26 protein-coding genes and 2 tRNA genes are annotated in these 20,522 nt (G+C 64.2%); 9 read left to right on the top strand and 19 right to left on the bottom strand.

Going from position 1 to position 20,522, the window contains the following annotated elements; all coding sequences use genetic code 11:
- Window positions 1-24: 24 nt before the first annotated feature.
- Window positions 25-1,221, bottom strand: a complete 1,197-nt coding sequence (locus FYJ91_RS11515; RefSeq protein ID WP_149522455.1) for a DUF932 domain-containing protein — start codon at window positions 1,219-1,221, stop codon at window positions 25-27.
- 303 nt (window positions 1,222-1,524) lie between these two features.
- Window positions 1,525-1,599, bottom strand: a tRNA-Thr gene (locus tag FYJ91_RS11510).
- Window positions 1,600-1,720: 121 nt separating this feature from the next.
- Here FYJ91_RS11510 and FYJ91_RS20630 point away from each other — a divergent pair.
- Window positions 1,721-1,873 carry a hypothetical protein gene (locus tag FYJ91_RS20630; protein WP_181008472.1) on the top strand — a complete coding sequence of 51 codons (153 nt, stop codon included), beginning with the start codon at window positions 1,721-1,723 and terminating at the stop codon, window positions 1,871-1,873.
- On the opposite strand, the gene FYJ91_RS11505 is transcribed toward FYJ91_RS20630, so the two are convergent.
- Entirely contained in the window at window positions 1,867-2,412 is a 546-nt protein-coding gene (locus FYJ91_RS11505) for a CAP domain-containing protein (protein ID WP_149522454.1), read from the bottom strand. The genes FYJ91_RS20630 and FYJ91_RS11505 overlap by 7 nt on opposite strands.
- Before the next feature lie 165 nt (window positions 2,413-2,577).
- Window positions 2,578-4,362: an aminopeptidase P family protein gene (locus tag FYJ91_RS11500; RefSeq protein WP_149522453.1), complete on the bottom strand. Its 1,785-nt coding sequence runs from the start codon at window positions 4,360-4,362 to the stop codon at window positions 2,578-2,580.
- Between the two features lie 161 nt (window positions 4,363-4,523).
- Here FYJ91_RS11500 and FYJ91_RS11495 point away from each other — a divergent pair, with 161 nt between their 5' ends.
- Both FYJ91_RS11495 and FYJ91_RS11490 read left to right on the top strand, forming a co-directional pair.
- Window positions 4,524-6,593 carry a S9 family peptidase gene (locus FYJ91_RS11495; RefSeq protein ID WP_425474017.1) on the top strand — a complete coding sequence of 690 codons (2,070 nt, stop codon included), beginning with the start codon at window positions 4,524-4,526 and terminating at the stop codon, window positions 6,591-6,593.
- A gap of 74 nt (window positions 6,594-6,667) precedes the next feature.
- Window positions 6,668-7,738, top strand: coding sequence for a DUF418 domain-containing protein (locus FYJ91_RS11490; RefSeq protein ID WP_246152586.1), 1,071 nt, complete (start codon window positions 6,668-6,670; stop codon window positions 7,736-7,738).
- On the opposite strand, the gene FYJ91_RS11485 is transcribed toward FYJ91_RS11490, so the two are convergent.
- Both FYJ91_RS11485 and FYJ91_RS11480 read right to left on the bottom strand, forming a co-directional pair.
- Complete coding sequence (locus FYJ91_RS11485; RefSeq protein ID WP_149522451.1) at window positions 7,735-8,019, bottom strand: DUF2218 domain-containing protein; 285 nt, start codon at window positions 8,017-8,019, stop codon at window positions 7,735-7,737. The genes FYJ91_RS11490 and FYJ91_RS11485 overlap by 4 nt on opposite strands.
- Window positions 8,016-8,639, bottom strand: coding sequence for a PadR family transcriptional regulator (locus FYJ91_RS11480; protein ID WP_149522450.1), 624 nt, complete (start codon window positions 8,637-8,639; stop codon window positions 8,016-8,018). The genes FYJ91_RS11485 and FYJ91_RS11480 overlap by 4 nt, the downstream gene beginning before the upstream one ends.
- Window positions 8,640-8,757: 118 nt before the next feature.
- Here FYJ91_RS11480 and FYJ91_RS11475 point away from each other — a divergent pair, with 118 nt between their 5' ends.
- Window positions 8,758-9,093, top strand: coding sequence for a YbaB/EbfC family nucleoid-associated protein (locus tag FYJ91_RS11475; RefSeq protein WP_149522449.1), 336 nt, complete (start codon window positions 8,758-8,760; stop codon window positions 9,091-9,093).
- 46 nt (window positions 9,094-9,139) lie between these two features.
- Here the strand turns inward: FYJ91_RS11475 and FYJ91_RS11470 are convergent, their stop codons facing one another.
- Window positions 9,140-11,278 carry a TonB-dependent siderophore receptor gene (locus tag FYJ91_RS11470; protein WP_149522448.1) on the bottom strand — a complete coding sequence of 713 codons (2,139 nt, stop codon included), beginning with the start codon at window positions 11,276-11,278 and terminating at the stop codon, window positions 9,140-9,142.
- Between the two features lie 295 nt (window positions 11,279-11,573).
- Here FYJ91_RS11470 and FYJ91_RS11465 point away from each other — a divergent pair, with 295 nt between their 5' ends.
- The 5 genes from FYJ91_RS11465 to FYJ91_RS11440 all read left to right on the top strand — a co-directional run bounded on the left by FYJ91_RS11465 (window position 11,574) and on the right by FYJ91_RS11440 (window position 14,752).
- Entirely contained in the window at window positions 11,574-12,887 is a 1,314-nt protein-coding gene (locus tag FYJ91_RS11465) for a replication-associated recombination protein A (protein WP_149522447.1), read from the top strand.
- Window positions 12,888-12,990: 103 nt separating this feature from the next.
- A complete protein-coding gene (locus tag FYJ91_RS11455; RefSeq protein ID WP_246152585.1) occupies window positions 12,991-13,332 on the top strand; it encodes an MmcQ/YjbR family DNA-binding protein in 342 nt (113 codons plus the stop codon).
- 139 nt (window positions 13,333-13,471) lie between these two features.
- Entirely contained in the window at window positions 13,472-14,335 is an 864-nt protein-coding gene (locus FYJ91_RS11450; RefSeq protein WP_149523317.1) for a hypothetical protein, read from the top strand.
- 42 nt (window positions 14,336-14,377) lie between these two features.
- Entirely contained in the window at window positions 14,378-14,596 is a 219-nt protein-coding gene (locus FYJ91_RS11445) for a hypothetical protein (RefSeq protein WP_149522446.1), read from the top strand.
- Window positions 14,597-14,677: 81 nt separating this feature from the next.
- A tRNA-Thr gene (locus FYJ91_RS11440) sits at window positions 14,678-14,752 on the top strand.
- Between the two features lie 59 nt (window positions 14,753-14,811).
- Here the strand turns inward: FYJ91_RS11440 and FYJ91_RS11435 are convergent.
- The 12 genes from FYJ91_RS11435 to FYJ91_RS11385 form a co-directional block, all read right to left on the bottom strand.
- Entirely contained in the window at window positions 14,812-15,615 is an 804-nt protein-coding gene (locus FYJ91_RS11435) for a tyrosine-type recombinase/integrase (protein ID WP_246152584.1), read from the bottom strand.
- A 17-nt stretch (window positions 15,616-15,632) separates the two neighbouring features.
- Window positions 15,633-15,950, bottom strand: a complete 318-nt coding sequence (locus FYJ91_RS20900; protein ID WP_246152660.1) for a helix-turn-helix domain-containing protein — start codon at window positions 15,948-15,950, stop codon at window positions 15,633-15,635.
- Window positions 15,950-16,459 carry a hypothetical protein gene (locus FYJ91_RS11425; protein WP_149522443.1) on the bottom strand — a complete coding sequence of 170 codons (510 nt, stop codon included), beginning with the start codon at window positions 16,457-16,459 and terminating at the stop codon, window positions 15,950-15,952. The genes FYJ91_RS20900 and FYJ91_RS11425 overlap by 1 nt, the downstream gene beginning before the upstream one ends.
- A complete protein-coding gene (locus FYJ91_RS11420; protein WP_149522442.1) occupies window positions 16,456-16,653 on the bottom strand; it encodes a hypothetical protein in 198 nt (65 codons plus the stop codon). Before FYJ91_RS11420 ends, FYJ91_RS11425 begins: the two co-directional genes overlap by 4 nt.
- Complete coding sequence (locus tag FYJ91_RS11415; protein WP_149522441.1) at window positions 16,640-17,236, bottom strand: hypothetical protein; 597 nt, start codon at window positions 17,234-17,236, stop codon at window positions 16,640-16,642. The genes FYJ91_RS11420 and FYJ91_RS11415 overlap by 14 nt, the downstream gene beginning before the upstream one ends.
- 479 nt (window positions 17,237-17,715) lie before the next feature.
- On the bottom strand, window positions 17,716-18,225 hold the full coding sequence (locus FYJ91_RS11410; RefSeq protein WP_149522440.1) for a hypothetical protein: 510 nt from the start codon (window positions 18,223-18,225) through the stop codon (window positions 17,716-17,718).
- Window positions 18,218-18,490, bottom strand: a complete 273-nt coding sequence (locus tag FYJ91_RS11405; RefSeq protein ID WP_149522439.1) for a hypothetical protein — start codon at window positions 18,488-18,490, stop codon at window positions 18,218-18,220. The genes FYJ91_RS11410 and FYJ91_RS11405 overlap by 8 nt, the downstream gene beginning before the upstream one ends.
- Complete coding sequence (locus FYJ91_RS20625) at window positions 18,487-18,657, bottom strand: hypothetical protein (RefSeq protein WP_181008471.1); 171 nt, start codon at window positions 18,655-18,657, stop codon at window positions 18,487-18,489. Before FYJ91_RS20625 ends, FYJ91_RS11405 begins: the two co-directional genes overlap by 4 nt.
- Window positions 18,650-18,955 (bottom strand): hypothetical protein, encoded by a 306-nt coding sequence (locus FYJ91_RS11400; protein WP_149522438.1) that lies wholly within the window; start codon window positions 18,953-18,955, stop codon window positions 18,650-18,652. The genes FYJ91_RS20625 and FYJ91_RS11400 overlap by 8 nt, the downstream gene beginning before the upstream one ends.
- Window positions 18,952-19,425: an HNH endonuclease gene (locus FYJ91_RS21095; RefSeq protein WP_425474043.1), complete on the bottom strand. Its 474-nt coding sequence runs from the start codon at window positions 19,423-19,425 to the stop codon at window positions 18,952-18,954. Before FYJ91_RS21095 ends, FYJ91_RS11400 begins: the two co-directional genes overlap by 4 nt.
- A complete protein-coding gene (locus tag FYJ91_RS11390; protein ID WP_149522436.1) occupies window positions 19,425-19,796 on the bottom strand; it encodes a hypothetical protein in 372 nt (123 codons plus the stop codon). The genes FYJ91_RS21095 and FYJ91_RS11390 overlap by 1 nt, the downstream gene beginning before the upstream one ends.
- A 276-nt stretch (window positions 19,797-20,072) precedes the next feature.
- The gene (locus FYJ91_RS11385) at window positions 20,073-20,399 is read right to left on the bottom strand and encodes a hypothetical protein (protein WP_149522435.1); all 327 of its coding nucleotides are present in this window, start codon (window positions 20,397-20,399) and stop codon (window positions 20,073-20,075) included.
- Window positions 20,400-20,522: the final 123 nt, after the last annotated feature.

The raw sequence follows: 20,522 nt of genomic DNA, 5'->3' as shown, positions 1-20,522 counted from the left end.
TCCTTTCCTTTAGCAGGATGGGTGTCAGGCCCTGGCGAGAAGCTTCGCAGCCTTGCCTTCGAACTCGAGGCGGGTGTCCTGATGGGGCTTGTCGCGCGCGATCGCCGTGATGCCCTGGACGAAATCGAAGATAGAGGCGGGAGGGTGGCCCTCTTCGTCGAGCACCGTCGCGATGATCCGGTCGGTGTCGCCTTTCGAGAAGCCACGCTTGCGCAGGAAATCCTGCCTGTCGTCATCACTCCGGGCGACGATACGCTCTCGCGCAGCCTTGATCCCAGCCATGAACGACGCTGGCGACGACGTCGCGAAATTCTCCAGCGCCGGCGCCGCCTCATGCGCGAAGCGATTGGCGGCGAACTTGCTGTGGCGGATGCTGATCTCCTCGAAGCCTTCCGCACCCCAGATGTTGCGGTTCATGCAGACCGCTCGAAGATAGAAGGAGGCGATGCCGAGAGTCTTCGAGCCTACCTCGCTGTTCCAGGCGTAGAAGCCCCGGAAGAAGAGATCGGGATCGCCATTCGGGAGACGGCCCGCTTCGATCGGATGCGCATCGTCGACCAGGAAGAGGAAGACGTCGCGATCGCTCGCGTAGAGCGTGGTCGTATCCTTGGTCACCTCGACGAACGGATTGTGGGTCATGGTCGACCAGTCAAGCAGGCCGGGCACCTTCCAACGCGTGTCGCCGGTGCCGTCGCCCGCGATCTTCATCACCGCCGCGACCAGCTCATGATCCCAGATGCGGCCATAGTCCGGACCGGTGACGGCACGCAGTTCGATCCGGCCATCATCGGTCTCGAGCATCTTCATGAGCTCGGCTCGATGGGACAGCAGCCCGTGCTGCATGTTGATCGCGGCGAGCGGTGCCGGAAGCTGCCGGAGGTAGCCCGAGGGGGCACCGACGAGGCTGCAGAGCTGGCCGAACGACCAGTGGGTCGGCACGACCGGCTCGTCGCGACCGGGCATGAGAAGAGCCAGCCGCTCCGCATCGTCCCGGCTGGCCTCAACCTGGACGTCGCGAGTTTCGACAGTGCGAGCCGTAGCGCGATCCGCCCGTGTCTTCACTGCGGCATGGAGCGACGAGAGCGACAGGAACCGCTCGTCGTCGGGACGCGAGAACCACTCGGACGAAGCGCGGCCGATGCGTTGACCGCGAGAAATATCGACCTTGTAGCCAGCCGAGACCGGTCGGGACGTGTCGGATTGAGTGAGGATAGTCGCCATGGGAAATCTCCACGACGGGCGCCGAGAGCCTCTCTCTCAGCCCTTACCCGTCACGGAAATTCCGGTTTTCCTCTCACTCTCTATCGGGGCGTTGCGGGGGCGGAGCCGCCCGCAGAAGGGGTCCGTCGCGACTTTGGCGCGGCGGCAGGGGAAAGCCTTCCCCTGAGACAATCGCGTATATTGCGCCGAAACCACTACACCTCACGGGAATTACGCGGTTATTACGTTTGCTCCTGGGAGCTGCGCGTAATAGTCCGCGTTCCCCCGAAGGGGTGGTTAAGTCATTGAGTTTTCACGGGATGCTGGTGCTGCCGGTGAGGATTGAACTCACGACCTCAGCCTTACCAAGGATGCGCTCTACCACTGAGCTACGGCAGCATCGCCAGCAAATTGCGGCGCCGTGCGGCGGGTAGCCGCTCGGGGTGGCGGGGCTATGGCGAATGGTGGGGCGTCCGTCAAGGCGGTTGCGGCATATCGCGGACGATGGCATCGCATCGTCATGTCCGGATCCGCCCGTTCCACCCCCGAAGATCGCGCCGAACGGCTCGCTCGGCAGCTTCGCGAAAATCTGAAGCGGCGCAAGGCGCAGGCGCGTGCTGTGCAGGATGATGCGAAGGCGGCTGCAGGCGCCGACGAACCCGAGGCTCAGTAGGGCTTCTCGCCGATGACATTGCCGCCTTCGACATAGCGGCAGACCAGGATCTCGTCCTCCTTGCTGGCCGCGATGGCACAGCCGATCTGGGTCGTCGATCGCCAGACGAGCTGGGTATAATGGCCCACGTCGCGCCAGCGGCCGTTGGTGGCGTTCTTGGGGAAGGGGCCGTTGACGAAGATCTTGCGCTCGTCGATCCAGAGCCCGACCATCTGTTCGGGCGTGTAGAAGCCTTTGGTCCCGCGCCACAGATTTTCGCCCTCGACCGAGCTGCCGTCGTCATAATCGGCGTCGTCGGCATGTTCGAGCCCGTCCATCTCGGTCAGTTCGTCGGCCCATTGCGCAGCCCGCGCGGCGAGCTTGTCGTTCCAGACGAGCGGCGGGATGCCCAGTCGGGCGCGTTCGGCATTGTGGACGGCAAGCAGGCGTTGATCGACGTCGGCGACGGTCCACAACGGCGCAGCGCCACCCAGCGCCCCCCAGATGAGGGGCGCCGCGCTTACGCAAACGATAATCCGGCGCCAGCCAAGCAAACGCATCCGACCCTATGCCCTGATCCGCCAACCGGTTCTGCCGGCAGGCGCAAACGCAGGGGCAGGCCGCCAATGTCCCCCGTGGAGCCGGCCCCTTCGCTGTCGGATTATTTAACACTGGGCGTCGCTTCTGTGAAGCGTGCCCGCGGCGCGGTGAGGCGTTAACTAAGGTTAATTCAGTTCGGCCGTCGCCGCCTCGATCCACGCTTTTGCATCGCCCTCCAGCTGGCTGCCGATTTCGGCGGAAACCCTTGCATGATAGGCGTTAATCCACGCAAGCTCGTCAGCCGTCAGCATCGAAATATCGATCAACGCGCGCTCATAGGGGGCGAGCGTGAGTGTCTCGAAGCCGTACATTTCCTTCTCGGCGCCATCGATTGCGACGGGCACGGTGAGAATCAGATTCTCGATGCGGATGCCGTACTCGCCCGTCTTGTAGTAACCCGGCTCGTTCGAAAGGATCATGCCGATCTGGAGCGGCTCGTCGCCCCCGCCGAAGGTGGCGATACGCTGCGGTCCCTCATGCACCGACAGATAGCTGCCGACGCCGTGCCCGGTGCCGTGCGCATAATCGAGGCCGGCGGCCCACAGATATTGGCGCGCGAGGATATCGAGCTGCCCGCCGCGCGTGCCCTTGGGGAAGATGGCGCTCGCGATCGCGATATGGCCTTTCAGCACGCGGGTATAACGATCGCGCATCTCCGCGGTCGGCTCGCCGATCGCGACGGTGCGGGTCACGTCGGTGGTGCCGTCCTGATATTGGCCGCCAGAATCCACCAGATAGAGGCTGCCGCGTTCGAGCGGGCGGTTGGTTTCCTCGCTGGCGCGATAATGGACGACCGCGCCATTGGGGCCCGCGCCCGATATGGTGTCGAAGCTCAGATCGCGCAGCAGACCGGTTTCGTCGCGGAAGGCGCGGAGTTTCGTTTGCGCGGTCAGTTCGTCGAGTTCGCCTTTGGGCGCTTCCACCGACAACCAGTGGAGGAAGCGGCTGAGGGCCGCGCCGTCGCGCGCCTGCGCGGACTTGTGGCCCGCCACTTCGACGGCATTCTTGATCGCCTTGGGCAGCACCGCGGGATCGCGCGTCTCGATCAGGGTCGCGCCGCCCTTGGACAGCGATTCGAAGATCGCCGCGACCGCGCGTTCGGGATCGACCGCGACGGTCTTGCCCGCCAGCGCGCGCAGCGCGGGTTCGAACGCGGTGCGATCATGCACGCGCACGCCGTTGCCGAGATGCTGGCGAACCACGTCGTCGATCTTGTCCGATGCCACATAGAGGTCGGCGGTCGCATCGGCATGGACCAGCGCATAGGCCAGCGCGACCGGGGTGCGTTCGACATCGGTGCCGCGCACATTGAAGGTCCAGGCGATCGAATCGAGCGCGGACAGCACCGCGCTGTTGGCCTTCTTGCTCTCCAGCCAGTCGGCGATTTCGGCGCGCTTGGCCGCCGATGCCTGGCCGGTCAGTTCGTCGGGTTGAACGACCAGCCGCGCGTCGGATGGCGCGGGCTTGTCGGGCCACACGGAGTCGATCGGGTTGGTATCCACCGCGACCAACTCGGCGCCCTTGCTCGCAAGCGCCTTCTTCGCGGCCTCGACCCAGCCCTTGGTGTGCAGCCACGGATCATAGCCGATCCGTCCGCCGTCAGGGGCGTTCTTCTCGAGCCATTCGGCCGTGCTCGTCTGCGGCACCGATTGGTAGGACCAGTGCTTGCCGTCGACCTGATCGCGCACCTGCAGCGTATAGCGCCCGTCGATGAAGATCGCGGCCTCGGCGGGCAGCACCACGGCCGACCCCGCCGACCCCTGAAACCCCGTCAGCCATGCGAGTCGCTGCGCATAGGCGCCGACATATTCGCTCATATGCTCGTCGGTCAGCGGCACGACGAACCCGTCGAGCCGGCGCCGCGCCAGTTCCTCGCGCAGGGCTTTCAGGCGGTCTTCATAGGCGGACATTGTGTGGCTTTCGAAATGGTGTTGTGCCCAAGATAGTCTTGCGCCCTCCCATCGTCACCCTCCCTCGTCATTGCGAGGAGCCGCAGGCGACGCGGCAATCCACTCCGAACTGCGGAATGGATTGCTTCGCTACGCTCGCAATGACGAGGGAGCGTGGTTAGATGGTTAGGATGACAAATCCCGAACTCTCCAATCCTCCCGCCGCCGAACGCCGCCCGCACCGCTATGAGCGGCACGGCCAGACTGTCGAAGATCCCTATTTCTGGCTGAAGGATCAGAAATATCCGGTGATCGATGAGCCGGACGTGCTCGCCTATCTCACCGAAGAGAACGCCTATTTCGACGCGGCGATGAAGCCGCACGAGGGGCTGGTCGAAACCCTGTTCGCCGAGATGAAAGGGCGCATCAAGGAGGATGACGCCAGCGTCCCCCAGAAGGATGGCGACTTCCTCTATTGGTGGGCGTTCCGGCCGGGCGGGCAATATCGGGTCTGGTATCGCAAGCCGGCAAGCGGCGGCGCGGACGAGGTGATCCTCGACGAACCCGCTGAGGCCGAGGGCCACGATTATTTCCGGCTCCAGGTGCTCGATGTCAGCCCCGACGGGCGGCTGATGGCCTGGTCGAGCGACAGCAACGGGTCCGAACGTTTCGTCCTGAAGATCCGCGATCTCGCGACCGGCGAGGATGTCGAGACGGTCAGCGCGGTGACGAACGGCGCGACGGCATGGAGTTCGGATTCGAAGAGCCTCGCCTATACCGAGGTCAACGACAACTGGCGCACCTATCGCGCCCGCCTGCACATCCTGGACAGTGATCCCGCGACCGACACCACGCTCTATGAGGAGACCGACGATATCGGCTTCAACGTCGGCATCGGGCTGACGCAGGATCGGCAGTGGATCACGCTCAACACGCACGATCACCAGACGAGCGAAATCCGCCTCGTCCCCGCGAGTGATCCCGCCGCCGCGCCGATCCTCGTTTCGCCCCGCAAGGAGAAGCGCGAATATTCGGTCGACGGCGCGCACGGCAAACTGTGGATTCTGACCAACGACGATCACGTCAATTTCCGCGTCGCGGTCGCCGATCCGGCGACGCCGGGCGTGTGGGAGACGGTCATCCCCGGTTCGGATCAGGTCTATCTGCGCGGGATCAGCAGCTTTGCGGGCCACCTCGCGATCACCGAGCGGGTCGACGGGCTCGATCAGATCCGGCTGCGATCCTACGACGGCACCGAGCATCGCATCGCCTTCCCCGAGGCGAGCTATACCGCCTCGCTCGGCTCGAACCCCGAATATGATCCGGTCGCCTATCGGATCGGCTATGCCTCGATGGTCACGCCGCAGACCGTATTCGATTATGATCCTGCCGCCCGCGCGCTGACCACGCTCAAGGTGCAGGAGCTGCCCTCGGGCTATGATCCCTCGCTCTACGCGACCGAGCGGCTGACGATCACGGCGCGGGATGGCGCGAGGGTTCCGGTGTCGGTCCTTTACCGCAAAGGCTTTCCGAAGGACGGCAGCGGCAAGCTGTTTCTCTACGCCTACGGCGCATACGGCCATGCGATCCCGCCGGGCTTCTCGACGATCCGGTTGAGCCTCGTCGATCGCGGCTGGGCTTATGCGATCGCGCATATCCGTGGTGGCGACGATCTGGGATATGACTGGTATCTGAAGGGCAAGGCGACCCACCGCTGGAACACCTTCCGCGATTTCTCCGATGCTGCGCGCGGGCTGATCGACGCGGGCTTCGCCAGTGCGGGCAATATCGCGATCAACGGCGGATCGGCGGGCGGCGAGCTGATGGGCGTGGTTGCCAACACCGATCCCGATCTGTGGGGCGCGGTGGTGGCCGACGTGCCGTTCGTCGACGTGCTCAACACGATGCAGGACGAAAGCCTGCCGCTGACGCCTGGCGAATGGCCCGAATGGGGCAATCCGATCACCGATCCGGCCGCCTTCGATCTGATCCGCAGCTACAGCCCTTACGACAATGTCGCGGCGCAGGATTATCCGCCGATGCTGATCACCGGTGGCCTCAACGATCCGCGCGTCACCTATTGGGAGCCGGCCAAATGGGCGGCGGCTTTGCGTTATGCGAAGACCGACGCGAACCTGCTGCTGCTCAAGATCAACATGGGCGCGGGCCATGGCGGCAAATCGGGCCGGTTCGACAGCCTGCGTGAGGATGCCGAGGCCTTCGCCTTCGTCCTGACCCAGATCGCGGACTGATCGCCCTGTCCGAAGCAGCCCCCACCGCGCCCGCACAGCGTATCGAGGCGATCGACGCGCTGCGCGGGATCGCCTTGTGCGGCATTCTGCTGATCAACATTCCGTTGATGGCGGGGCCGGTGGGGATGGAGCGGCCGATGGCCGCGCCCAGCCTCGCCGATCCCGACTGGCAGGTTTGGACGATCGCGCAGCTCTTCGTGTTCGGCACGATGCGCGGGCTGTTCTCGATGCTGTTCGGGATCGGGCTGCTGCTGTTCTTCGAAGGATCAGGGAAAAGCGACGGCCTGTATCTGCGCCGGCTGGCCATGCTGTTCCTGTTCGGCGTCGCGAATGGGACGGTGCTGCTGTGGCCGGGCGACATCCTGACGACCTATGCGATCGCGGGGATCGCGGTGCTGGCCTTTCGCGATCGATCGCCCCACCGCCTGCTGGTCGCGGGGTTGGTCGCGATCGGGCTGATGTCGGTATTGATGACGATCGAGATCGGTCTGATGCCCGCCGATCAGTTCCTCTATTCGCCCGAGACGCTGGCGACCGAGGCGGCGGCGCGGCACGGCAGCTATGCCGACAATCTCGCCTATCTCAGCCACGTCACCGCGAAATGGACGCTCGATATCGCGTCGATCCTGTGGATTGCGGAATCGGCGGGGTTCATGCTCGTCGGCATGGCGCTATGGCGCGGCGACTGGATGGAGGGCGCGCGGCCGCGCATGCTGATCGCCGGCTATGCGATCGGGCTCCCGCTTCGCATCGCGCAGGCGATCGCGATCTTCGGCAATGACGGGAACCCGACCGGGTGGACCGCGATGGTCGATCAGGTTGCACGGCTCGGGATGACCTTGGGTCACGCCGGGCTGGTGCTGACCCTGTGGCCGCATGCCCGAAACGCCTTCGCGCCGCTCGCGCGGATGGGCCGGATGGCACTGACGCTCTATCTCGGCCAGTCCGCACTCGCGGCGGTCATCTTCTCGGGCTTCGGGCTGGGGCTATGGGGCCGGCTCAACGGCTGGGGCGAATGGGGCGTCGCGGCTTTGATTCTCGTCGCCGAGGCATTGTTCGCGACATTCTGGTTCACCCGGTTCCGCTACGGCCCGATGGAATGGTTGTGGCGATGGGGCACCTACGGGCGGCGCCCCACCGGCTAGTTCCAAGCGAACGTCAGCGGTGCCTCGCGGAAGGCGAAGCGGTCGAGATGATCGGCCACCACCTTCTGCATCTGCGCGGCATCCACCCCCTCGGGGACGTCGATCGTTACGTCCAGCGTCTCGGCCGCATTCGCCAGCGTCGCGATCGTACCGTTGGGGAAGGTGATCTTCCCCGCCTGCGCGTCGAACTCGACCGGCATCTTGTGGCTCCAATGCTTGCACAGCTGCTGGAGGTAACGGCTGCCGTTGGTGGTCGGCACCTGGGCGACATGTTGCGTCATGCCAGGCGCTCCACCTTGCGCGCGGCCTCATCGAGGATCGCGGCGATCTCGTGGTTGATCTCGCCCGTCGCACCACGATGATGTCGCATCCGCACCGCCATCGCGAGGTTCATCATCGCACGGCGCACCGGCGATCGATCGTCCGCGCCGCTCTCCTCGGCCAATGCCTTCAGGCGGGCGAACAACGCCTCGATCTGCTCGGCCTGCTCGGCCAGTTCGGCGGTGCCCGCATCGGTGATCGCGAACAGGCGCTTCTTGCCTGATGCCGCGCCGTCCTGCTCGGCGATCTGGCCCATCTCCTCCAGCATGGTGACAGTGGGATAGATCATGCCGGGGCTGGGGGCATAGGCGCCGCCGGTCAGCTCCTCGATCGCGCGGATCAGGTCATAACCGTGGCGCGGCTCATCGCCGATCAGCTTGAGGAGGACGAGGCGCAGCTCAGCTCCGTCGAACACCCGCCGGCGTCCGCCGCGATGGCCGCCAAAGCCGCCGCCACGCCCACCGAACATCTCGCCGAAGTCGCCGCCGCCGCCAAATCCGCGCCCACCGCGCATCGCTTCCCGCATCATGCGGTGCATCTTGTGGCCACCACCGTGGTGGCCGTGTCTCATTCCGAACATGTATACTCCGAATCGGTTTCGATATGCGTAAGATATATCTTGAGAAGGTTTTTACAAGAGCGTCTTTTCGCTTTTTCCCGAAGCGCGTAGGAGGGCGGCCAACAAAGGAGTTCGCCCGATGAAGAGCCTCGAAGATATGTTCGCCGCCGCGCAGAATATGGCGGCGTCGGTGCAGGCGCAGATGGAACAGGCGCAGGCCTCGCTCGACAGCGTCGAAGTCGAAGGCGCCGCCGGCGGTGGCCTGGTGAAGATCAAGGCGACCGCCAAGGGCCGCATCCTGGGCGTCACGATCGACGATTCGCTGATGGTCGCATCCGAAAAGCAGATGCTCGAGGATTTGATCGCCGCCGCGCTCAACGATGCCCGCGCGAAGGCTGATGCCGCGTCGAACGCGGAAATGGCGAAGATGAAGGATTCGATCCCGCTGCCGCCGGGCTTCAAGCTGCCCTTCTAAGCGCGGTTGCGCCGGCGACGAACGCCGCCGGCGCGATCATGCGGCGTCAGTAACTGGCGCGCAGGGTGAGCAGGAAATTGCGTGGCTCGCCGTAAAAATTGTACGTGTTGGGCGATCCGACCCGCTGGTAGTATGTCTTGTCCAGCAGGTTGTTGACGCTGACGAAGGCCCGCAGATTGTCGTTAAAGCGCCAGCCGATCTGGGCGCCGACGATCGCGAACGCGGCCTGTTCGCGAACCCCCGCCACGCCGCCGCCGACCACGCCGCTCTGCCCGTTCAGGCTGGCCGACGCGAAGGCGCCACCCAGCGCCGCCGGTTCATAGCGCGCGTAGAACTTATACTGATGGCGCGGCGTGAAGATGTCGAAGATCGCGCCCGTCTGCGCCGCAGTGCCCACCGCATATTCGGTTTTGACGTTGGTATAGCTGGCGACCAGATCGAGGCCCGCAATCGGCCGGCCCGTCACCTCGAACTCAAATCCCTTGATGCTCACTTCGCCCGCCTGGACGAAGAAGCCGGGATTGGCCGTGTCGGCCAGCGCGCGGTTCGTGTCCTTGCTGCTGAACACGGCGGCGCTGGCATTGAGCTGCCCGTCGAGGAAGCGGCCCTTCAACCCCGCCTCATATTGCTGCCCGACGCGCGGATCGAGCACCGATCCGTCGGCGCGCAGCGCGGTCTGCGGATTGAAGATGTCCGAATAGCTTCCGTAGAGCGTGACGTTGTCGGTCAGGTGCAGCACCGCGCCGACGCTGGGGGTGAACTGGCCGCGCTCGCGCCCGCTGACCGTGAAGCGGGTCGGGGCCGATGGCGGGATCGCCCGCGTCTTGTTGGTGTAATCGCTGAACCGCCCGCCCGCGACGATCGTGAAGCCTTCGAACGGATGCAGCCGTAGCTGCGCGTGAAAGCCGCTCTGCCGCAGGTCGGTCTCGCTGCCCGATGTGTAGATCAGCGGCGCGATCGGGATCGCATCGGCGTTGAAGATCGAATATCGCCCGACCGAGGTCTGGGTGCGCGCGAGGAACGACGTCGTGCGTTTGTCCCAGCTATAGCCGACGGTCAGGTCATGCTCGCGCCCGAACAGGGTGAACGGGCCGGTCGCATAGGCATCGACCGCCGTCTTGCCATTCTCCCCATCGCTGCGCCGGTTCACATATTCGGCGGTCAAAGTCACCGGATCGACACCGGTGCCGGGACGGATGAAAGCATCGTGCCACGCGCGCGGAATGTCGCGATGCAGCCCGCGCACCACCAGCGACCAGTCGCCCAGCTGCTGCTTCACCTCGCCGGCATATTCGGTCGTGGTTTCGGTGAACAGGTTCGTGTTCGGCAGATGTTGGAAGCTGCGCGGGAAGTTCAGGAATCTGTCGGTCAGCGGATGGCGCCGTCCGTTCGTCAGCAAGCCGTAGGCCGGCTGCCCGTTCATCGGCGTATCGGCCGCAGTATCCTGATAGCTGATCGACGCGCCGATCGTCGTCGTGGGCGTCAGATCATAATCGGCCGCCGCATAGGACGTGATCTTGCGGGTATGCGACTTCTCCTGGAAGAAATCGCGATCGTGAATCGCTGCTACCGCGCGCACGCGCAGCCGCCCGGCCGTATCGATCGGCCCGCCAATGTCGAATTCGCCGCGAACATTGTTCCACGATCCGCCCGACAGCGCGGTCGATGCGGCGAATGTGTCCAGCCCGCGCTTGCGGATCAGGTTGATCGTGCCGCCGGGCGAACCCGAACCGCGGAACAGCCCGGTCGGCCCGCGCTGCACCTCGAGCCGTTCGTAGATGACCAGGTCGAACTCGGGCACGCCCGATGAGAAGGTGGAGGGGATGCCGTCATAGGCATAATCGAGCACGAAGCCGCGCGCGCGATAATCGGGATTGGTGCCGTCGAACGGCATCACCGTCACGCCCGCCACGGTCTGCACCGCCTCGCCGATCGTGAAGAGGTTGCGATCCTCGATCTGCTGGCGCGTCACCACGCTGATCGACTGTGGCGTCTCGATCAGGGGCGCGGGGCTCTTGCCCGCCACGGCCGCTGCCTCGGGCGCATAGCTGTCATCCTCGCGCACGGCGGTAACGACGATGTCCGAATGGCTGCGCTCGTCATCGGCCTCCTCCGCAAAAGCCGGCATGGCGACAAGAGCCGATCCGAGCGCCGCGCCAGCGCCCAGCCAGATTGATAGCTTCACTTATTCCCCCGAATCAAAGATACGATATATCATCAATTACCAGTCGGGAGGGATTTGGCAACTGGATGCACTGTCGGCTGTCCTACATCGGTCGGCTCGCCTAATTTGGGCCCATGCCAAACACGCGCACTCTCCTCCTGCCTCGCTCGTCGGGGCAGTCGTGGAAGCGATTCCGACGCGGACGTAGTGACAACTTCCACAACTTCCGACGATTCCCGCGATCCGCTGGACGGGTCATCGCCACGCCCGTTCTCGGGCTGGTAGCACCTGCGTCACCTGCCTATATTCGATGCTGATGGCCGACCTCTTCGCCTCCGATTCTCCCGCCCCGACGATCTCCGAGTCCGCTCCGCTCGCCGAACGGTTGCGCCCGCAGTCGCTCGATCAGGTGATCGGGCAGGAACATCTGACGGGGCCGGAAGGGGCGATCGGGCGGATGGTCGCGGCGGGGCGGCTGTCGTCGCTCGTCCTGTGGGGGCCGCCGGGTACCGGCAAGACCACGATCGCGCGGCTTCTCGCCGACGCGGTTGGCCTGCGCTTCGCGCCGGTCTCGGCGGTGTTCTCGGGCGTCGCGGACCTCAAGAAGATCTTCGCCGAAGCCCGCGAACATGCGCGCATGGGACAGCGCACCCTGCTGTTCGTGGACGAGATCCACCGCTTCAACCGCGCACAGCAGGACAGCTTCCTGCCTTATGTCGAGGACGGCACCGTCGTCCTCGTCGGCGCGACCACCGAAAATCCCTCGTTTGAACTCAACGCCGCCTTGCTCAGCCGCGCTCAGGTGCTGATCCTCAACCGGCTCGACGCGACCGCGCTCGGCAAGATGGTCGCGCGGGCCGAGGAGACCGAGGGGCGCGAACTGCCGCTGACGGCAAATGCGCGCGAAGCCTTGATCGCCTCGGCCGACGGCGACGGGCGGTTCCTGCTCAACCAAGTCGAGACGCTCTTCTCGATCGCGATTCCCGAACCGCTCGAACCCGGCCAGCTCGCGGCCCTGCTGCATCGGCGCATGGCGGTGTATGACAAGGATCGGGAGGGGCATTACAACCTCATCTCCGCGCTCCACAAATCGCTGCGCGGCTCCGATCCCCAGGCCGCGCTATACTATATGGCGCGGATGCTGACGGCGGGGGAACAGCCGCTCTACGTCCTGCGCCGCCTCGTCCGCTTCGCATCGGAAGATATCGGGCTCGCCGATCCGCAGGCGCTCGTCCAATGCCTCGCCGCCAAGGACGCCTATGACTTCCTCGGCTCGCCCGAAGGCGAACTCGCGATCGTGCAGGCGTGCCTCTATCTCGCGACCGCGCCCAAATCGAATGCGGCCTACAAGGCGCAAAAGGCCGCGTTTCGATCGGCCAAGGACACCGGCTCGCTCTCGCCCCCCAAGACGATCCTCAACGCGCCCACCCGGCTGATGAAGGACATCGGCTATGGTAAGGGTTACGCCTATGATCACGATGCCGAGGATGCTTTCTCCGGCGAGGATTACTGGCCCGAGGAGATGGGCGCGCAGACCTTCTACGAACCCTCCCCGCGCGGCTTCGAGGCGAAGCTTGCGGAGCGGCTGGCCTATTGGGACCGGTTGCGCGCCGAGCGGCGGGGGGAGTGACGGCCCTTCTCCCCCAACCGTTCGTGTCGAGCGAAGTCGAGACACGTTGGCTGGGCGCGCGTGAACATGTCTCGACTTCGCTCGACACGAACGGGGAGGGGGCGTGATAGGGCTGGATTGGGACACCGTCGTCGCCCACGCATTGTCGCTGCCGGGCGCGGAACTCTCGACCTATTATGGCGGCCCCGCGGTCAAGGCGAACGGCAACGCCTTCCTGACGCCGGGGCGGGAGGCGGACAGTTTCCATCTGATGCTCGATCTCGACACGGTCGACATGCTGATGGAAACCGATCCCGACACGTTCTGGCAGACCCCGCATTATGTCGGCTGGCCGGGCCTGCTCGTCCGCTACGTCAGCGCCGATCCGGAGCGCGTGCTGGCGATGATCGAGCGCGCGCACGAACGCGCGCTGGCGAAGAAGCCGCCACGGCCGAGGAAGAAGTGACACGCCTGCCCAATCCTCCCCCGCCAGGGGGAGGTGTCGGCTTAGCCGACGGAGGGGGAGGGCGGCGGCCAACTGGATGCCTCGCATCCTCCGCATCCGTCGCCTCCACCCACCCCTGGCGGGGGAGGAGCGGTTGGTGATGCGCGCCTTCACCCGTTTCGCGTGCATCGACTGGTCGGGGCAGGCGGTCGAGCGGCCGAAGGGGATCGCGGTCGCGGTCGCGGAGGGACGCAACGCACCGGTGCTGCTCGATCACGCCTGGTCGCGGCAGGACGTCGCCGACTGGCTGATCGAACAGTCGGCGGCAAAGGCCGATCTGCTCGTCGGCTTCGACTTTTCGATGGCTTTGCCCTTCCTCGACATGGGCGCCTATCTCCCCGGCTGGCCGGACGGCCCGGTCGATGCCCGTGCGCTCTGGGCGTTGATCGACCATCTCTCCGCCGACGACCGGCACCTCGCCGCCACCGGTTTCGTCGATCATCCGGAGGTCAGCCGACACTTCCGCCGCCATGGCGGGCGCGAGGGCGATCTGTTCGGGGGCGGGATGGGGCGGATGCGGCTGACCGAGCAAGCGTGCCGCGCGGGCGGGCATGGCAACGCCATCTCCTGCTTCAACCTGGTCGGCGCGGCGCAGGTGGGCAAGTCGAGCCTGACGGGCATGCGGATGCTGCACCAACTGACGGGCCGTATCCCGGTCTGGCCGTTCGATCCGGTGCCGGAAAAGGGACCGATGATCGTCGAACTCTACACCAGCATCGCGGCCCGCGCCGCAGGTCTGGGCAAGGGGCGATCGAAGATGCGCGATGCAGGCGCGCTGGCGGCGGCGCTGTTGGGCTGGGGCCTCGAAACGCCGATGCTCGCCCGGTATGACGACCACGCGACCGACGCGATCGTCGGCGCCGCCTGGCTGGCGCGGGCGGCGGATGACGCGGCGCTCTGGCACCCGCCGGCACTCACGCCTGAGGTCGCGGCGATCGAGGGCTGGACCTTCGGCGTTCCCTGATATTGCGCGGAACCGTCGCGCTCATCGATCGGTTGGCGCCCTATGGACATTCCCCCCTGGCATTTCCGCACCACGATCGCCTCGCCGCTGCAGGCTGAATCGCCGATAACGACCCTGCGCGACGCCGTGCAGACCTATTTCGAGCTTCCCTTGACGGCCCGGGCGCGGGCGGTGGTGACAGTGGTCGAGCCCGATCATGAAGGCGAATTGAGCAGCGCGGAACTCGACGCGCTCATCGATCAGCTGCCGCCCCTGGCCTGATCGTCCTGGCCGTTCGCGCGTGTTTCGCGTTGACCGACCCGCCCGGCAAATCTAGGGAAGCGGCCGTCCGATAGGGCTTTTGCCGGCTTAGCACAGCGGTAGTGCAGCGGTTTTGTAAACCGAAGGTCGGGGGTTCGATCCCCTCAGCCGGCACCAGTAATTTAGCGGGTTTTCCATCGTTTGCAACCTTTGCTCATGGGTGCGATTGAACCTCGTTAGTAGGTCAGCGCCTCTGCGGCGCCTCGCAAAAAGTCAGGGCTGAACCTCGCATAGACACGCTGCGTTATGCGTGAATCGGTATGCCCGAGGAATTGGGCGATCACGTCCATCGACTGCCCTGCCTCCGCCATCCAAACAGCAGCGCTATGCCTGAGCATGTGCGGCGTCGCCTTCACACCGGATCGACGGGCAGCGGCGTTCCAGGCGGTCTTGATCGAACCTACGCGCTTGCCGTTGTGTTCTATTACATAATCCGATGTTGCAGCCACCTTGGCCGCTTCGAGGGCCGGACGGAGTTGGTCGTTGATCGGAACGGTCGCGCGCCCCTTGCTGGTTGCTATACGGTCCTCGGGGTTGAGGAAGATGCGGCCACTATCCAGCTTCACCTGATCCCACTTAAGCTCAAGGATTGCCGCCATACGGGCCCCTGTCGCAATCGCGAGTTGCATGAACAGGGCAATATGCGGCGCGCCCTTTTCTGTGCCGGCGATCAGTTTGCGGAACTGGTCTTTGGTAAGATGTTTGACGCCGTTCTGCGGCAGACTCGGCATTTGCACGAAGGGGGCCTTCGCAATCAGCTTATCCTCTTCGCACAAGTTTAGCGCGGCGCGGACGATAGCTAGCTCGTTGCGGACGGTAACGGCCTTGCAGTGCGATCGGTGGTCGCGGTAGTCGCGCGCCATCATCTTATCGACGCGGCCTATGGGGATAGCTGACCAGAACGGCCCAGCCTGTCGCCACGCCTGTCGCGCTCGCTCGATGGACCGGATCTCCGCTTTCTGCTCGATATAGTAGGCCACTGCTTCGCCCACGGTATTTATGCCGCCCCGGGTTGATCGCCGGGACCAGAATGCACGAGCCGCGGCATCGGCCGATGGTCGATCAGACGTTCCAAGCGAATGTCGGTGGCGTCCGTCCGCCTCGCGCCAGACGATGGCCCACTTTCCTCGGTATCGTTGGAGGGTATATCCTGGCTCTGACATTCGAAGCGCTCAACCTCTTCGGGGCGGATACGATACAGCTTGCCGCCGAATCGGAAAGCATTCAGGCGGCCTGCGTGGATCATCGCATAGACCGTGTCGGTCGAGACGCACCAGCGATCGGCAAGCGATGAGACGGTAAAGGCTTTGCCCATCACCCTCTCCCCGTCTGCGCGAGGGCGCGGATGGCGTAACCAACCATTGTTGGATTGAGCGCCACATCCTCCGCCACCTTCGCGCACTGCTCGATGATGTCCGCGCACCGCTGCTCGGCGGCGGGGGTGCACTCTGCAAGTTCCCGGATCGGACCAGCGCCATTCCAGTTGGCGCGCTCACCCGTTGCGCCGCTCGCTATCTGGTATGCCTCGTGGACGGTGGCTTTGTGTGCGCGGGCCTCGCCGGCATGGCACTGAGCCTCTAGCAATAGCCGATCGGACAAGGCGCGCGCATCTTCCCGCTCCCCCGTCAGCCGGTCGATCAAAGCCGCAGCCGACAACATGAGAAAGCGCGCATTGGTGGTGCGTTCATCATCAACCCGCGACGGCCAGCATGCAAGCTGAGCGCAAAGCCAGACAACATCATCGGGCGTCGGATCATGCAGCCAATCTGGATCAGCCGTCAGCGCCTTGGCGTGAAGCTCCCGCAGTTCAGCGATGGGGGTCATGGGCGCTGCGCCTCCAACCGCTCGATATCGAATGCGGTCTGGCGGCAATCGCTACAGATCGTGCAACCGAGCGGAAGATTGCACGAACGCTGGAAATCGCGCTCGCCACACAGTGAACCGACGATAGCGCCAAGCCGGTTGTAGTCCGCCATGTGCATCACGGTTAGATCGCCATTCGGATTATAAAGAAACATTGCTAGACCCTCCCTTCGTGGTTGCGCCGGGGTAGGTGCGGAGGGCTTCGGTCACTGCACGCAGCGCGAGATAGGTCGGCGTGTCAGCCTCTGGATAGCCGTTCGCCATATCGGCGCCGGCAAGTTCCATTCCCTCTTCGGTAAGCACCTTGGCCAGAAGCGCGCGGGCCATCTCCTCCAACTCGCCAGCAGGAGCGGGGGTGGTGCAACCGGGCGGAAGCGGTTTCGGCATCCACATCTCGGGATTGCCGGTCATGGTCTGGCCGTTCATTGTTGCGATCTGCCAGCCTGCGTCGCCTAGAATCGCTTCGGTAACGTCGTCGCAGAAACCGGGCCACACCAAAACTTCCCGGCCCTTCGGCGCGCTCGCTATCGACCGCCATCCCCCGCGCTCGGGGAGGTCGGGGGTGGCTTCATGCTCTCGATGATAGGCAAGCGCAGCCTCGCCCACGCGTTTCCAGGCTGCCATCGTGTCAGCACAGGCCGGAGCGCGGTAGCTTGCTGGCACCTGATCGACAGGCACGTTCACCCAAGCGGCGAACATTACCATTTCGAGCGGCGATCGGATATCAGGAACGCCCATGCGAGGTCTCCCCGTTGGTGGTGGCGAGGGCTTGGCGCTCTGCATCGGTAAGAAATCCGGGATTTACGTCCCATGCGTCCGAGCATTCTTGGCAGGCGGGCATGACGTCGAATTGGTCATCGACGGTCGTAACCGCAGGCTCCCAGCAGAAGGAACACATCTCGGCCATTATGCGTCTCCCAAGGCTGTGCGAGCGACGTGGCGAGCGCGTGACTGGTCGCGCCAATTGTTGCCCGCGATTTCGCGAAGGGCGGTGAGGAGTCCGTCAACATCGACTTGGCCGTGGTGATGCCGGCATAGCGGGCCGCCCGCGTGACACCTCTTTTCCTCCCCCTGCTTCTGCGAAGGGGTGGCGGCGAGGGCTTCCCTTTCACAGATAGCCCTTATCTCGCGCAGGTTGCGGGCAAGTTCGTCGTCCTGATTGCGCTCGGAATGCTCCCGACAGGGGTTGAGGTTGCTGCAAATTAGGCACCGCCGCGTCACGATGCTCGCTCCATGAAAGAGCGCAACTCATCGTGGGTGATGAGCGCCATATCCGGATATTCTTCCGGACTGGTTCTATCATCGTATTCGACAAGTTCCTGCCAAGCATCCTCCGGTGCCAACGCCTCCCGCAGCGCGGCGTCCGGGGTGGGTGCTGCATCCTTCATCCGAGCCGCCCAATATTCCGTCGCTCCTCGCCAACCCTGACGAGCGGCACTCGTTTTCGGATCAAGGAACAGCCAGTGAATAGGATGCGTCTTCGTATCCATGTTCTGACTGGCTGCCCATTCTTCAAAAGCGTCCTGCTCTTTACCGTCACAGGTGCGAATGACTGCCTCCCCGCCCGGCTGCTGGAAGGCGAGGCGGTCGAGCAGGTCGGCAAGATCAAGCGGATCGGCTTCCATGGGGCACTGCATGTCGAGGTCATTCGACAGCAGCCACTTGCTGCATTCGCGCAGCCAAGCGGACGCCTGCACGACGGCCACCGACGCGGGGGTGTTAGTCATTGCGAGCCTCCTTTTTGCGAATTACGTGAGAGCGTTTACGCATCTTCACGAAGGGAATGATGCCGCTGTCATGATCGCGCTCTTCTTCAGGGGCGGTGATTGCCTCGACGAGATAAATGATGTCGCCCGGTTCTGTGTCGCCATAGGCTTCATTGATCGCGTGGCCGCGTGTTGGACATGGGCCTGCGAGGCGATACTCCTCTTCGTCGCGGCCGGCCCACCATGCCCAGCGGGAAGGCGACGCGGGGGTGTTATCTGGGGTCACTGGCGCGTTCCTTCCGGCCAAAGGATATTGCCGCTCAGATCCTCGACGCGCAGGGTGCCGGGGTTGAGGGCGACATGTTCGGGGATTTCTTCGGAAGCTGGTTTCGTGCCGGACAAAGCGACCGGGTAGAAACAGCCTTCGCGAAAGAAGATGACGAGTTCAGGCATCCGACGACCCTCCCTGTGTGCGGAGGTGGTGGGCGACAGCGCGACGAATGCGCCACCGGTCGATACTGCCGGGATAGAACGACCGGAACTGGCCGCGTACATCGAAGCTGACCTTGCGCCCGTCCTCCGTGACCCAGCAGCCCAATGACGAAAGCCAAAACTCCGGAAGCGGCATGCGCTCGGGCATCTGGTAGCAGCGTTTCACCGGACCAGCCCTGATCCCTGCCAGCAACCATGCCATCTCGGTCGGATTGGGACGCTTCCCGGCAAGCGCCGCGATCGTGGGGTCGGTGGTCATGCCCATATCCGTCCTTTAAGGATGAGATAAATGGTTGTTTTTGCTAGGCCAAAATCCTTGCAAAGCTTCTTCTTCCCGTATGCTCCTGGAGCATATCGTCGCCGTATTTCTTCAGCTATGGCCGCAGTTATCTTAGCCCTAGGGTTTCTCTCACCCGCTCGTTTTCCGTTCCATTTATGGGTCCGGCCCCTCGCAACGGTGTCGCGAGAATTGTCTTGAGTAGTCCCCCAGCGGAGATGGTTAGGGTTGCAACAGGGCGGATTATCGCATCCGTGCAGGGCGAGCATATCTGTGTCGAGCGGGATGCCGGTAGCCAGACTCAAGGCGGTTCTATGCGCACCTTTGCGTTTAAAGCGACCGTAGCCAGATGCGTTTCTTCCAGCCTGCCACTCCCAGCAAGCATCCACCTCCGACACTTTTACCTTTGACCAGAAATCGCGGTTGGTTTCCGCATCCGGTGTCCAGCCCATCACGCCACCCCGCTCTGGCTGGCGCGGGCGCGGAGGGCGGCAGCGGTTAGAGCGAGGGCGGGTGTGTCACCAAACACATCCTCACGTGAACCGCACCATGCATGGACGGTAAGCCCGCCATTGGTCCGAAAGACTGCCCAGTCGTAATCGTCCGGCACCAGCGTCATGGCGGCGTCGAGGGAGGCAGTGAACTTCGGAACCTTGTATGCGTAAAGCGGCCTAATTTCCTCGCTGAAGAACAGGCTCTCATCGATCCCGGCAGGCGACCAACGGATCGCTACAGCTATGTCCGCATCCACCTCCCGGTCCGGCCCACTCAGCCATTCCACGCGCGCGGCAAGCTCCGCCAGCGCCATCAGATCATCCGGCATTGCTGGTCTCCGTGGATTTGAGGGCGTCGCTAAGGACTTGATCAAGCTGCGGGTCGCGCTTGACGGGCTGGCACCATTCGCAGCGACGCGTGCACAAGCACGTCCCTTCGCCCTCGTCGTAGGTGTCGCACTGCCAATCCCAGGAGCATCCGTAGGTGAAGCCCTCACCGCCGCAATTCGCGCAGCCGCTGTCCTCGTCATAGTCGTGACAGACGCAAAGCTGGCCGTTGCAGCCCGGGCAGGCGTCCTGAGCCACCCCAGCGGGGGTCGGGGCGGTCATGATTCGGGCCCAAGCATGGTCGGGATATCCAACGTTACAGATGCCCGCGCGACCTCCTTGCGATCATCGCCAGTCTGGACCCGTGCGTTGATGGTCAACTCGCCTTTGGTGTCGTCGATCCATTCGCAGGATTGAACCAACGCCGCCTCTGCCTCGGTGACATCTTCGCCGGATGCCTTCATCGCGTCGATCAACAGCGCCATCGGTCGCATGGCCGTAAGAAGCGCCGGTAATTCCGCCATGAGGCGAGGGAGCGCATCTTCGGGCACGCGCGCCAGATCGAGCAGGCTATGCACCCGGTAGCGGTTTGGAGCGTCAGACATGGGTGGCCTTCTCCTTCATCCTGTTAAGTATCTCTCGCACGCCCACCGAGGGGGCGAGGGGCGTCCGCGCCTGAGAGACTGCCGGCCAGAGATAGGGGGCGACCGTCCAGGTGGGCGGGAGGG

This window comes from Sphingomonas montanisoli (assembly GCF_008274695.1).
Classification (GTDB): Bacteria; Pseudomonadota; Alphaproteobacteria; order Sphingomonadales; family Sphingomonadaceae; genus Rhizorhabdus; species Rhizorhabdus montanisoli.
Note: the sequence above shows the minus strand (reverse complement) of the source record. Positions and strands in the feature narration are given on the sequence as shown.